The sequence below is a fragment of the uncultured Methanofollis sp. genome, from assembly GCF_937919355.1.
Classification (GTDB): domain Archaea; phylum Halobacteriota; class Methanomicrobia; order Methanomicrobiales; family Methanofollaceae; genus Methanofollis.
In genome coordinates this window covers 1-12,809 of the sequence record NZ_CALFSA010000189.1, presented here as the reverse complement: position 1 = coordinate 12,809, position 12,809 = coordinate 1, and the positions used below count along the sequence as shown (strand labels likewise).

At 60.7% G+C, this 12,809-nt stretch carries 16 protein-coding genes; 4 read left to right on the top strand and 12 right to left on the bottom strand.

Features of this window, described 5'->3' with window-relative positions; genetic code table 11:
- Positions 1-31 precede the first annotated feature (31 nt).
- Complete coding sequence (locus Q0520_RS09375) at positions 32-271, top strand: hypothetical protein (protein WP_298669302.1); 240 nt, start codon at positions 32-34, stop codon at positions 269-271.
- A 5-nt stretch (positions 272-276) separates the two neighbouring features.
- Here Q0520_RS09375 and Q0520_RS09370 read toward each other — a convergent pair whose 3' ends face one another.
- Positions 277-621, bottom strand: coding sequence for a DUF86 domain-containing protein (locus Q0520_RS09370; RefSeq protein WP_298669299.1), 345 nt, complete (start codon positions 619-621; stop codon positions 277-279).
- Positions 614-901, bottom strand: coding sequence for a nucleotidyltransferase family protein (locus Q0520_RS09365; protein WP_298669296.1), 288 nt, complete (start codon positions 899-901; stop codon positions 614-616). The genes Q0520_RS09370 and Q0520_RS09365 overlap by 8 nt, the downstream gene beginning before the upstream one ends.
- Before the next feature lie 315 nt (positions 902-1,216).
- Between Q0520_RS09365 and Q0520_RS09360 the strand changes: the two genes are divergently transcribed.
- Positions 1,217-2,380, top strand: a complete 1,164-nt coding sequence (locus tag Q0520_RS09360) for an ORC1-type DNA replication protein (RefSeq protein WP_298669293.1) — start codon at positions 1,217-1,219, stop codon at positions 2,378-2,380.
- 209 nt (positions 2,381-2,589) lie between these two features.
- Here Q0520_RS09360 and Q0520_RS09355 read toward each other — a convergent pair whose 3' ends face one another.
- The 5 genes from Q0520_RS09355 to Q0520_RS09335 all read right to left on the bottom strand — a co-directional run bounded on the left by Q0520_RS09355 (position 2,590) and on the right by Q0520_RS09335 (position 7,662).
- Positions 2,590-3,042, bottom strand: coding sequence for a hypothetical protein (locus Q0520_RS09355; protein WP_298669290.1), 453 nt, complete (start codon positions 3,040-3,042; stop codon positions 2,590-2,592).
- Between the two features lie 185 nt (positions 3,043-3,227).
- Entirely contained in the window at positions 3,228-4,211 is a 984-nt protein-coding gene (locus Q0520_RS09350) for a type II toxin-antitoxin system antitoxin SocA domain-containing protein (RefSeq protein ID WP_298669287.1), read from the bottom strand.
- A 162-nt stretch (positions 4,212-4,373) separates the two neighbouring features.
- Positions 4,374-7,136, bottom strand: a complete 2,763-nt coding sequence (locus tag Q0520_RS09345; RefSeq protein ID WP_298669284.1) for a hypothetical protein — start codon at positions 7,134-7,136, stop codon at positions 4,374-4,376.
- Complete coding sequence (locus Q0520_RS09340; RefSeq protein ID WP_298669281.1) at positions 7,133-7,432, bottom strand: hypothetical protein; 300 nt, start codon at positions 7,430-7,432, stop codon at positions 7,133-7,135. Before Q0520_RS09340 ends, Q0520_RS09345 begins: the two co-directional genes overlap by 4 nt.
- Entirely contained in the window at positions 7,429-7,662 is a 234-nt protein-coding gene (locus Q0520_RS09335; protein ID WP_298669278.1) for a hypothetical protein, read from the bottom strand. Before Q0520_RS09335 ends, Q0520_RS09340 begins: the two co-directional genes overlap by 4 nt.
- A 352-nt stretch (positions 7,663-8,014) precedes the next feature.
- On the opposite strand from Q0520_RS09335, the gene Q0520_RS09330 reads away from it, so the two are divergent.
- On the top strand, positions 8,015-8,215 hold the full coding sequence (locus Q0520_RS09330) for a Fic family protein (RefSeq protein ID WP_298669275.1): 201 nt from the start codon (positions 8,015-8,017) through the stop codon (positions 8,213-8,215).
- 173 nt (positions 8,216-8,388) lie between these two features.
- On the opposite strand, the gene Q0520_RS09325 is transcribed toward Q0520_RS09330, so the two are convergent.
- The 5 genes from Q0520_RS09325 to Q0520_RS09305 all read right to left on the bottom strand — a co-directional run bounded on the left by Q0520_RS09325 (position 8,389) and on the right by Q0520_RS09305 (position 10,123).
- A complete protein-coding gene (locus Q0520_RS09325) occupies positions 8,389-8,754 on the bottom strand; it encodes a hypothetical protein (RefSeq protein ID WP_298669273.1) in 366 nt (121 codons plus the stop codon).
- A gap of 98 nt (positions 8,755-8,852) precedes the next feature.
- Complete coding sequence (locus Q0520_RS09320; RefSeq protein ID WP_298669270.1) at positions 8,853-9,125, bottom strand: type II toxin-antitoxin system RelE/ParE family toxin; 273 nt, start codon at positions 9,123-9,125, stop codon at positions 8,853-8,855.
- Positions 9,104-9,355, bottom strand: coding sequence for a hypothetical protein (locus Q0520_RS09315; protein ID WP_298669268.1), 252 nt, complete (start codon positions 9,353-9,355; stop codon positions 9,104-9,106). Before Q0520_RS09315 ends, Q0520_RS09320 begins: the two co-directional genes overlap by 22 nt.
- A 179-nt stretch (positions 9,356-9,534) precedes the next feature.
- Positions 9,535-9,762: a hypothetical protein gene (locus tag Q0520_RS09310; RefSeq protein ID WP_298669265.1), complete on the bottom strand. Its 228-nt coding sequence runs from the start codon at positions 9,760-9,762 to the stop codon at positions 9,535-9,537.
- A 196-nt stretch (positions 9,763-9,958) separates the two neighbouring features.
- Positions 9,959-10,123 (bottom strand): hypothetical protein, encoded by a 165-nt coding sequence (locus Q0520_RS09305; RefSeq protein WP_298669262.1) that lies wholly within the window; start codon positions 10,121-10,123, stop codon positions 9,959-9,961.
- A 360-nt stretch (positions 10,124-10,483) separates the two neighbouring features.
- On the opposite strand from Q0520_RS09305, the gene Q0520_RS09300 reads away from it, so the two are divergent.
- Positions 10,484-12,748, top strand: coding sequence for a site-specific DNA-methyltransferase (locus tag Q0520_RS09300; RefSeq protein ID WP_298669260.1), 2,265 nt, complete (start codon positions 10,484-10,486; stop codon positions 12,746-12,748).
- Positions 12,749-12,809 lie beyond the last annotated feature (61 nt).

The following is a 12,809-nucleotide window of genomic DNA, read 5'->3' as shown; positions in this document are numbered from 1 at the left end:
TTAACCTCCATTCCCTGTTCAGGAGATGGCGATGGCCGAGAACCTGCGGGAGAAGATCGTCGAGACGAACAGGGACGTGAAGTGGATCTGTCGGACCCTGAAGAGGATGGAGGAGAGGGACGCGGAGATGGAGGGGCGCCTCCGCTCTCTTGAGAACTGGCGGAGCGAGACGGCGGGGGAGGAACGGCGGGAGAGGGAGATCGCCGCCGGGGCCGGTGGGGTCGTGGGAGGGATCGTCGCCGTCGTGATGAGGGTGATCGGGTGGGGGTGAGGTGGTCATCCCTCTTCGTCCCGGATCATGCCCCTGACGGCCCCCTCCAGCGGGTCCAGTTTAGTCTGGATGATATCCCAGAGAATTGTCGGCTTGACCGAATAATAGGAATGAACACTGATGTCCCGGAGGCCGGCAATCTTTCGCCACTCGACCTCCGGGTGGCGTGCGGTAACATCAGGGGGGATATGCTTCACCGCCTCCCCGATAGTGATGAACCGCAAAACCACGGCGTCAAGGCACATCGGATCATTCGCAAAGTCTTCACATGACTTACCCTCCACATAGGAGCGGATGGCGGCGCTGGCATCCCTGATATCCTCAAGATAGAGCAGCACGTCCCTAGGCATAGACGACCTCGCCGAGAACCGTACTCCTGATCCTGGGCTTCAACGTATCGGTAATGACGAGGTCTGCCGGCCGCCCCAGGAGATCCTCAAGATAGAACTTGAGGTCCATGAAATGGTCGAAGGTCTCCTCCCCCTCCCTGAACTCCACCAGGATGTCGATGTCGCTCGCCCGGGTGGCCTCGCCCCGCACGACCGACCCGAAGACGCCGATGCGTGCCACGCCGTAGCGCTCCCTGATAGTGTGGAGGTTCTGCCGGATCTGCAGGAGGGGGTCTATCATTACTCCCGGGTAGTGCATGCTTCTTTTTATAGTGTTCGGATGGGCGCATCGCCCTGATCGGCCGCCGATGTACGGCATTTTCTCCGTGGGCGAGACCGTCGTCGTCTTGTGCGTGATGGAGAGGGGGGAAGATTATCTCAGCATCCCATCCCGCCAGAAGAATGTTCTGCCCGGTATCCTCTCATATTTTCCCAGGACACCCGGGAAAAATTCCGGGTATTTCGCATCTTGCAGAGATCTCCTTCTCCCCCCCATTTTTGACTTTCACCCCGCACACGGCCCACCCCTATATACCCCGACCTCCACCCCTCACTCATGACACACCGTCCCCTCATGAGCGACCAGACGCTCTTTCGCGACCCCGACCTCTTCGAGTTCGCCCACCTCCCCGAGGTCTTCAACTACCGCGACACACAACTCGAAGACCTCGCCTTCGCCCTGCGGCCCGCCCTCCGCGGCGCCCGCCCGTTGAACACCGTGCTCCGCGGCATCCCCGGCACGGGAAAGACCACCGCCGTCAGGCTCCTCTTCGCCGAGATCAGGGAGACGACGCATGCGGTCGTCCCCGTCCTCGTCTCATGCCAGACAGAGAGGACGCAGTACGCCGTCTTCTCCCGCATCTTCCTCGCCCTCTCCGGCCACCTGCCGCCGCCGTCGGGCGTCTCGAATACGCGGGTGATGGCCGGGGTCGCCCATGCCCTCGCGGAGAGGGGAGCGGTCCTCATCGTCTGCCTGGACGACGTCACCCGGCTCATCGCCGACGGCACCCTGGACAGCGTCCTCGCCCCCCTCCTCAGGATGCACGAGGCCTGGCCGGGGGTGCGGACCGGCGTCGTCCTCACCCTCTCCACCCCTGAGGCCGACCTCTCCCGCGTCCTCGACCCCTCCACCCTCTCTGTCCTCCAGGCCTCGGAGGTCCTCTTCCCGCCGTACACCGCGGCGGAGGTGCGGGGCATCCTTGCCGACCGCCTGCGGGCCGGGGTGTACCCCGGCGTCGTCCCGCCCGCCGTCCTCGACCTCGTCGTCGAGAGGACGATGGCCTGCGGAGACCTCCGCGTCGGCCTGGACGTCGTGAAAAGGGCGGTGCTCCACGCCGAGAGGGAGGCCAGGACCGGGGTGACGGCCGGGGACGTGCTCGCCGCCTTTGCCGTCTCCCGGCACCTCCACCTGACAGTGGCGGTGGAGGCTCTCACCCCTGCGGAGAGGGCGGTGCTCGACGCCGTCCTGAGAGAGGAGAGGGGAGGCGGGCCGGCGGTCGCCGGGCAGGTCTATGACCGCCTCTGCGGGGAGATGGGGTATGCGGCATTCTCCGAGAGGCTGCGGAAACTGGAGACCTTACGGCTGGTGGACCTGTACGTGCGGCCGGGACGGGGCCGGCGACGGGAGGTCGTGGTGCGGGAGGGGGTCGGGGAGGTGGCCGCTCCGCAGGCGGGCGTGGCCGAGGAGGAAGAGTGCCGGTATGAGACAGGAAAGGGGTGAGACAGCCGACGACCGCAGGATCGGGGGATGCCGCCCCTCGATCACGTGCTTCTCCGTGAGGATCTTGCCCTCCTCCAGCGTGATAAGATAACCCTTCTGCACCCTATTCGAGGGTGATCACATCCACCAGTGGAGTCCAGGCCCCTCATTCCCGACCTCCCGCACGAACAAAAAGGGTGACAGGGCAGATCAGCAGGCGCTGCGGAACATCAAGTGTGTGCGTCCCCGAGGAAGCGCACATCGACCAGTTCGGTCAGGTCCAGCACCCGCTCCCGATTCCGCACAATGTGGGTGCCGTCCCCCGTCCAGAGCACCAGCCCTGGCACACGGAGTGCAAGGTCGTGGGCGTCAAGCACCACCTCGATATCGTCCGGGTCGTCGATGGCGTTCAAGAACAGGTAGACCTCGGGGTAGTCGGTCCGTCGCCTGTGCAGGAAAAGTACCTCCCGGTCCTCCAGGCGGGCGAGACGCCGGACGCACTCCTGCTCATAGCAGGTCTTCACCTCCTCCAGCACCGTGATTGCCGCTGCTGTCTCCCTCCCTGCCCGGGCGATCGCCTCCGTCACGATATCCCTGATCCTCCACGTCATCGCTTCCGCCTCCAGGGCATCGACAGACGGATTCCGTTTCAAGGCGGCGGCCGCCCGGCGGAACTCCCGCATAACCGTTCTCTGGACCGTGGCGCATCTCCCGCCGTTATCGATCCCGAAACACTCCCCCCAGACAAAAGTACTCGAATAATTCGGTTCGGGGTCGTCGAAGACAGAGGTCGCCGCCCGCCCCCAGTCGTCGGCGGCATGAAAAAAGTAGCCGATCAGGACGTTGCTGTCGTGAAAGTAGGGCAGACCTAACGCCTCCCCGATGGCGTCTCCAGGGCCAGGGACCGGGAGAGGTGCATCGTCCGGTCGAGGAGGTCGCCCTCCATCATCTCGACCTCGCAGGGATTCGCCGGGTGTTCCCGGAAGAGAGACTCCCTGATGGTATCAAATCTCTCTTCCACCTCCCCACAGTACGCCGCCAGATCGTCTTCGCCGACCGCACCGCTCTGCACGGCATATGAGGTAAAGCAGAGGGCATCGCAGCACTCGGCGGTCAGTGACGACACTACCGCCGGGTTCAGGCGAAGAGCAGACCTGAAGGTGTCGTCCCATGCAAGGTATGCGTCATAGAAGATGTCGAGGGAAGGGAGGGGATAGTGCACGATGAGATCGTCGAGGATCCTCTCCACCCGTACGACACGCTCACGGGCAAGAGGATGGAGAGCATCTGCGAGGTCCCGGGAAAGGGTGGTGATGCGGCTACAGAACTCCCGCTGGAATCCGTCGATAAAGAAACCGAAACTTTCGATAAGCCGGATTTCGTCGTCAGTGAGTGCAAAGTAGTCGAGGGGGATCTCTTCACCGTCCCTGAACTCCTTCCAGAGCCGGAGCTGGTGCGTGAGGCTACTGACCAATGTAGCCTTTTTTGCCTTGAGTGCCGTGAGGACCATATGAAAGAGGGCGAGTTCATAGTGGCTGAACATGTCGGTGTTCACCGGCACTCTGACCTGGAACAGGTAGTGGTCATACGGCCCGGTAGCCGGATTATTTTTGTTCCCTCTGCTCTTTTTGACCGTGAAGAAGTCGTTTGTTTCGCCGGTGAGAGAGTACGCCACCGGGTCCACGGGGCCGTTCGGCATCCTGATGTAGGCGCTGTCGAAGAGCAGGCTGCCCCGCTGGTTATAGTGGATGAGATCGACAAAAAATATGAACTTCATCAGTTTTGTCCGGCCGATGGCGGGGTCATGCTCCATCGCATAGAGCATTGCATGGATTTTCTTGAGTTTTTTCATACCGTCACCCCGCATTGCCGGAATAGAAACGTCGCTTCCGGTCGGCTCTGCGTCTCTACACCTCGTATGATGGATACAAAAAGATAACCCTTTCGGAAGAGGGCGCCTTGCCCGGTCACCTCCGACCCTGCGCACAGTTCACCGCCGCCGGTGTCCGGGGGATCACCTGGCCAACCCCTTCTTCTCATTCCACGTCTGCACCAGGCGGGCGTAGCACCCTTCACACAGCAGAGCCCGTCCGTCTCTCGAACGAAACACCGCCCTCCCCTCGTCGCACACACTGCACCGTCCGAGGTCGGTCTTCGTCCGCGTGAACTCCCGGTGGTCCAGGACGCCAGGGAGTGTCGTCGGTCCTTTTCTTTCAGCAGTTTTCAGCAGCTTTCGGAAGGTGCTGAAATTCAACGGATGTGTTGATGGTGGCCGATTAGGATTATCGCCCCGAAGCGGCGATATCATGGGATCGTTTTCAGCATCGCGAATATCACACCCACCCGCACACCCGGACGCCGGGGGAGAGAGAGCACTGTGTGGGTGTGTGTTTTGCTGTAAGGTAGTACTGAGAGAGAGACGCGTCTCTCTATCTGTACTAGTACTGTCAGTTTCCGGGCCGTCCCTCGTCTTTTGATCTTCGCGGCAGGTGCTGAAATTCTGCTGAAAACGTGCTGAAATGCTGAAAGTATCATCGCGGTCGGGACCGGGACCGTCGTCCCGGTCACCTCCTTCATCGATCCACACCTCGCCGCCGCGTGCCCAGCGCCGGTAGGTCTCGCGGTCGAAGAGAAAGAGGTGCTCCCGCCGGCGGACCGCGTAGCCCTCGCAGTCCTCGGTGACCATGGTGTCGAGATAACTGACCGCCGGGCACTTCTCCAGGAGGCCGGAGTAGGTCATCCCCCGGCTTGCGTAGCCGTGGAGGATACGGTAGGTCTGTTGGTACGAAAGCCCGAGGGCGTCCTGGAGCATCTTGACGGTGAACTGCTCCCACCCCATCGTCGCCACGGTCTCCAGGGCGGCGGATTCGTTCTTCGTGAGTTTCGTCTCCTGCCCGCCGGCCTCGCCGTTGATCGCCGCGTAGATCCGGGCGGCGACGGTGAAGTCCGACCTGTCGGCCCGGATGCCGCCGTCGTAGGTTTCTCTCTGGAAGCGGTGGAGGAGGGCGTGGCACTTGATGAGGTCGAAGAGCATGCCGGGGTTCCGGCGGTTCGTCGTGGCGGAGAAGTGCACCTTCTCCGCGTACGGGACAGAGACGTGGAGGCGCTCCTCTTTAAGAATCTCCCAGATGGCCCGGCAGACCGGGAGGTCGGGGTCCTCGTCGTCGCCGTCGTCCTCCCGCGCTTCCTGTTCCTTCATGTGCCGGAGGACGCGCTCGTCCTGCTCGGCCGAGTCGTCGATCCAGACGGTGAGCATGCGGTTCATCACCTGGTCGTCGCCGGGGTCCTCGACCCTTGCAAGCCACCAGACGCACCTCTCCGGGATCCGGCAGACCTGGAGTTTTCTGTCCGGGGAGACGGTGTGGTGCTCGATCCTCTCCCTGAAGTTCGCCGTTGCGCTTTTGAGGACTTCCAGGAGGTCGTCGGAGAGGGTGACGTCGTCGAAGAGGAAGACGGTGCCGGGGTGGAGGTCGTCGTGGTAGTAGAGCGCCTTGTTCGAGACGGTCCCGGCGAGGCGGTAGGCCCCGGGGACCTGTTTGAGCATGGTGGTGCAGGCGTGGCTCTTGCCCTTGCCTGAGGTCCCGGAGACGGAGACATGGAGGCCGTTCGTGTTCTCGACCGACTGCGAGGCGAGGGACATCACCAGGCACTCGGCGACGGTGCGGTCGCCGACGTGCTCCCTGTTGAAGGTGTCGAGGAGGAAGGCGAGGGGGTCGCCGTGGGCGAGGATGGCGAGGGCCTTCTCGCGATATGCCGGTGATGGAGGTTTTGGGGGAGGGGGCGGCACCTCCTCCCTTTTCCGTCTCTTTGGTTCGTACTTCTCCCGCAACTCCGGCCACCTCTGCTTCCCGCCGCCGCAGGAGGCGTGGTGGCACCCGGCGTAGACCGCTCCCGAGGGGAACTGGACGGCGAAGGCGCCGTCGTGGTGGGCGGTCGAGAAGGGGCAGTCTTCGAGGACGTGGAGGGTGCCGCCCTGCCAGGGTTTGGTGGTGCGGACGGAAATCCCGTGCTCCGAAAGCCACGCGGCGAGGTCGATCTTCGACCCCTTCGGCGTCGCCGGGGCCTCGACGGGGAGGCGGGTGGCGACCGCCCGGAGTCTGTCGGCCGGGACGATCTCCCTCTCCTCAGGCACCGAGAGGAGCCGCGCCCGCCGGTGCGGCCGCTCGGGGGTGTTGTCCCCCTTCCGCGAGCAGGTGCCGTAGAGTTTCCAGATCCGGGCGGCGTTGAAGTTCGCCGTATCGACGGTGACCGTCTCGTCGGAAAACAACGCGTCGAGGGTGGCGAGCACGCCCTTCACGAGGGCGGTCGAAGGATCGTCGTTCGGGAGGTCGATCGCGTAGAGGAGGTGGGCCCCGTTCCCTGAGTCGGCGCGGACCGGATGGGGGAACCCCTGCTCGTCGAGCCAGAGGGCGATCGCGTCGGCCCGGCGCAACGCCGCGGCGTGCTCCTCCTCCGTCGACGACACCCCGCTCGGCCGCACAGGGTCGAGGTCGATGGGCAACCAGCGGCGGCGGAGGATGTCGGCGTCGCTCGTGGTCGCGTCGCTCCGGGAGAGCCGCATCTTCACCCTGTTCGCCCGCCGGGCCAGGAGGGCCGGGTCCACCGCGTTCAGGGTGACGTAGATCCCGCGGACCTCGGGGTCGGTGTCGAGTGCTTCAGCGGCGTCGGCGAGTTTCGCAAAGTCGTCGAAGTAGCCCGAGTGCGTCGCATAGTCGCCGAGAGCACGCACCTCGACGACACCGCCGGAAAACAGGGCGGCGAGGGCCTCCCTGATCATGACCGTCCCTCCGGCACGAGCGGAAACAGCGGGGCCGACCTGGCCTCGCCCGTGGCGACGCGGCGGAACGAGACGAGCGGCACGATGAAGTGGCCCGAGACCGTGAAGACCTTCACCGCACGCCCCGCGGCGTTCACCGCCGCATGGCCCACGATCACGCCACCCTCCCCCATCACCGGCACCGCACGCCCCTGGACGAGGAGGAGGCGGAGGTCGCCGGGGGCGACCCGGTACCGCCTGCGGCCGACGAGCAGGTAGACCGCGTCGTCAGACCCGAGACGGAGGGTGGCACTCATTCCCGCACCACCACCGAGACGGCATACATATGCCGACCGCCCCGCTTCACGTGCACCTCGCTCACCGCACGGCCGTGCTTCCGCACCTCGCTCGCAACCGCCTGCGGGACGAGATACAGGGGCACCGGATCGACGGTGTGTATCTCCCCGGGGGTCGGCGGAGGTGTGGCGGTCCGGGGTCCGGTGTTGGCGCACGGGGATTCATGAAGGCTGCCGTCTATCCGGGACATACCGCCGCCTCACATATGGGCAGTGTCTGTCTGTCCGTACGCTCCCCGACTTCGCAGCCGGGGAGGCCCTGAGATATCGATTTCATGTTTTTCGACTCTCCCGGGCGGGCCGCCAGGGGCGGCACCGCACCAAGGAGAGGGTGGGCCCCACAGGAGATAAAGGAGAGTAGCGCACCGTGGAAGAGACAGATTGTAGTATTTATGTGTGTCTTTAGCGGGGGTACCTCGGGAGAGGGAACCCCTTCAGGCAGGAAGGGGGGCAGTTTGTCCAGGTGCTGTGGAGGCCTGAGCACGATGGGACCAAGTTGGGATTAAGATCGATCTCGATCAGGAGAGTATCGAGGTCTTGCGTGTGTGCGTGAAGGAGCAGTCCATGGTCGAACTCCTGGCGGTTGCCGGCAGGACGAACCGCACCAAGTTCAGGGACCAGATCCTGAGGCCTCTGCTCGATGCAGGGCTTGTCGAGATGACTCTCCCGGAGAAACCGACAAGCGGCAAGCAGAGATACCGGGCCACGGCACGTGGGCGTGCATGGCTTGATGAGAGGCCGTGACCGACTGCCGGACGGCGTGGTGAGGCGCCGGGTAATGAGGGGGAACCTGTACGCGATGGCGCAGGATGACTGTGGAAGGGGTGTGTCTCAAAGGCGGCGGAAGTCAGGCGACGGCAAGAACGGTGGATGTCGTGAACTCCAAGGGAGGGGTGTGCACGCAAACACCCGAAGGATCACCGGGATTCGAGGTCATCCTCCCGCTTCTCAGAGTGCAGGATATCGACCTCCCCGTCCGGCGTGAGGGGGACCCGGGTCTTCCCGCCGCCATAAGAGACCGCGGCCTGGTCCTCCTCAAGCATCTCGTCGATGACGCGGGAGACGGTCTCCTTCAGCCCTGCGGCCGTCAGGCCGGCGGTGAGGCGGCCCTCCAGGTCGTCGAGGATGGCGAAGACGAAGGCGTCGAGTTCATCCTCCCACACCCCGCCGGCCTGGTCGATGCGGGTATTGAAGAGGCGGGTGAGGTGGCTGTGCTCGTCTGTCACGTCGAGGATGGTGGAGAGGTCCATGACGACGGTGAAGGCCGGGGGGGAGGGTGGCATGGGGGAGAGTTGGAGGGGGAGGATAAAGGGGTATGGCATCCCGTTTGCGTCACACGTCACGGCGACTCCGTGTGGGGTCTGTCGAAAAAAAGACGAGGTTAAAATTTGCGGTACACCTTCGATCTGTGACCGACTTCGACCACGACGAGGAGGAGCACATCGTCATAGATATTCAGGATCGCCCGATAGGTCCCTACCCTGAGAGAATAGAAGGGCGTCGACCCTCCTCCCTTCAACTTCTTGACATGCCGGGAGGGATCGGGCTCCTGTGCGAGGGCCTCCACCTCGTCGAGGATCTTCTCCCCTACATCAGCCGGGAGATGCCGCATTTCCCGGATGACGGACGGAGTTAATCGGACTTCGTACGCCATGCGGCCCGTAACTCTGCGCGGGCCTCGTCGAGGGTGACAAGGCGGCCGGCCTTGATGTCTTCAAGTGACTCTTCGATCCCCCTGATGGCCTCATCGCTGAGGGACTCGGCGTCCTCGGAAGAGTCGATCAGGCGGACGATCACCTCTTCATATGTTTCCCGGGGGTGGCGCTTCATACCTTTCAGTCTCTTCTTTGTTTCCGGCGAGATCCACACCGTCGTGGAGGACATGATATGCACACTATAGCGGACTATAGAATATAGGTCTTCCGATCCTGGCAGGGCCGTCCCTCGCGTTTGGGGGGCTCTGCAGTTCCCCTGGGTTGCGGGGGCGAGGTGGTCGTGCTCGTCTGTCGCCTGACCGTGGGGAGGTCGACGGTGAGACCCCGAGTGGTGGGAGGGGGTTGTGGTTATATGATCGCCCTGATCGTCTCCCTCAGTCCGGACGCAAACGCCTCCATCGAATCAAGGTCCCTGAACCCGGCGAGGACCACCTTCCCTGACGAGAAGATCAGGGCTGTCCCCCTCTCCCCGCGATAGATCACGCCGGGGAACTGCTCGGGCTCGTACTCCACGTGCTCCATCTGGAGGGCGACGACGAGGCGGGTCAGGGGGACCTCCGTCCCTATGTCGTCCATGCCGACGATGTTCTGGACCCGCGGCGGCGAGACGAGGGAGGGGTCGATGATGGGGGAGAGGAGGGCGAGGAACTCTTCGTATGACGATCCTACCTCGTCGAGGGACTTCAGGCCGTAGATGATATATTTCCCGCTCCGGTAGACCGTGGCCTTGCCCCGGGAGAGGAGGATGTAGGCGCCGTGATAGATCTCGGGGTCATATGCGTAGGTCTTCCGGCCTGAGTTCAGGCAGCCTCGGGAAGGGGACGGGCTGGTGGAGGTCGCCTGAACAGACGATATTGACGATTTTCATTCCCGAAAAAGAGATGGGGTTTATTCTCTCAGATACTTTCCGCTGCTGAAGATAAATGATCAATACCATTCGGTACCCTCTAGACATTAGTCTGCACCAGCGGTGGATCGACTCCCGGGGTTGAACACTATCGACAACCCAGGCGACATTGAAGTTGTGCTTGATGTCCACGATGGGAAACGCTCATTGTGTCGGGGGGAATTGGTGCTTTGGATCGGGAAAGGTGCCATGCGTGTGTGGAACAGGGAGCAGGCACTTGACCGGACCGATTTAGGTGAAATACTGTTTCTCAGATGTGCCTGAAGGGATATTATATCGTTTAATAATGTAATCGCCAGCCTTTGTTCAATAAATCATATGAACGGAGCGATAATAAAATGAAACCATTATATCTGGTGAAAGCCCAGAACAGTTCAGGCGAACAGACGCATGAGACTCACCGACAACGAAATTCGCGACATCACAAGATATCTTGAAGCCGGAAAGCCCCTCCCTGAACAATATCGTTTCCTCCTCTTTGAAGACAAGCGCGAACTAGAACTCGTCTGGAACGGCAAGACCGACGAGGTCTGCAACGTCGTCCTCCCCTTTCAGGTGATCGAGAACGTGGACGAGCCGCGCAAAGAGGTGAACCAGACCATCCAGCGGACGCTTTTCGACATCGACGATCGTGGCAGGCAGTTGAAGGGGTGGACGAACAAACTCATCTGGGGCGACAACAAACTCATCCTCTCCTCCCTCAAAAACGGCCCCCTCAGGGAGGAAATCGAGAAGCAGGGCGGCATCAAGTTGATCTACATCGACCCGCCGTTCGATGTCGGCGCCGACTTCTCAATGGATATCGAGGTCGGGGACGAGACGTTCACGAAGGAGCCCGGTATTATCGAGGAGATCGCCTACCGCGACACCTGGGGGAAGGGTGCGGACAGTTTTGTCGCGATGATCTATGAACGGTTGAAATTGATGCGTGACCTGCTTGCGGAGGATGGGTGTATTTATGTGCACTGCGATTGGAGAGTGAACTCATTATTAAGATCAATCCTTGATGAGATCTTCTACCCAGATAATTTTATTAATGAGATTATTTGGAGACGAAAACAATCGCAAGCATGGTCGTCCAATCAATTTGGAGTAACAAATGATACCATACTACTCTATTCCAAATCAGAAGATCGTATTTTCAATCCAACATACTCAAAAAATGATGAAAACACTCAAAAATACATTCGAGAACGTTTTATTTTCGATGATGGAGATGGTAGAAAATATATGAAATCTCCTCTGGTAAACCCACTCAATAGACCCAACCTTAAATACGAATTTCGCGGTGTTGTTCCTCCCAAGACGGGCTGGTTATATAAAAAAGAAAGAATGGATGAAATGTATAATAACAATGAGTTAGTAATGCCAGAAAATAACACCGGAAGAATATACAGGAAGATATTTTTAGACAAATACGAAGGCCAATTAATTCAAAACATATGGACTGATATTCCCATTATTAATCCAATGGCTATAGAAAGGCTCGGTTTCCCCACCCAAAAACCCGAAGCCCTCCTGGAACGCATCATCAAGGCCTCCTCGAATGAAGGTGACCTCATCGCCGACTTCTTCTGCGGGTCTGGCACCACCCTTGCCGTCGCCGAGAAACTCGGCCGGAAATGGATCGGCTCCGACCTCGGCAAGTTCGCCATCCACACTACCCGCAAGCGGATGATCGAGGTCCAGCGAGAACTCAAGGCAAACAACAAAGACTACCGTGCCTTCGAGATCCTCAACCTCGGCAAATACGAACGGCAGCACTTCATTGGCGTCAACCCGAACCTCAGGGACGAACTCAAACAGAAACAACTCGCCGAGAAAGAGAAGAACTTTGTCAGCCTCATCCTCTCCGCCTACCATGCCGAACCGGTCGAGGGCTTCACCACTTTTGCCGGTAAGAAGCAGAACCGCATGGTCGCCGTCGGTCCCGTCAACCTCCCGGTCACGCGCCTCTTCGCCGAGGAAGTCATCGGGGAATGCCGGCAGAAGTACATCACCAGAGTGGACATCCTCGGCTTCGAGTTCGAGATGGGCCTCTTCCCGAACATCCAGGAAGAGGCAAAACAGAAGGGCATCGACATGGCCCTCAAATATATCCCCCGCGACGTCTTCGACAAACGTGCCATCGCAAGAAACCAGGTCGTCTTCTACGACGCCTCCTACATCGAAGTCACCCCCCATTACAAAGGCAATTCCATCGCCATCGAACTCACCGACTTCTCGGTCTTCTACAACCAGGAGACCGTCGATAACGCCATAGAAACCCTCAAAGATGGAGGAAAAAAGATCGTCATTGAAAACGGCCAGATAATCAAAGTGACAAAAGACAAGAGCGGCATCGTCTCCAAAGAACCCCTCACCAACACCTGGACCGACTGGATCGACTACTGGGCCGTCGACTTCGACTTCGAGAGCAAGCAGGAGATCATCACCCGCGTGAACGAGAACGGCGAACAGGAAGAACTCTGGACCGGCGAATACGTCTTTGAAAACGAATGGCAGTCCTTCCGCACCCGGCGCGACCGCACCCTCGAACTCCAGAGCATCTTCAAAGAGTGCATGCCCGGCCGCCGCAAGATTGCCGTCAAAGTCGTCGACATCTTCGGCAACGACACCATGAAAGTCATCGACATCACCATCGGGAGGAAATGACCATGGCCCTCCACCCGAACTTCCCCACCGATCCCTACACCAGCCTCGACCCCGCCATCAG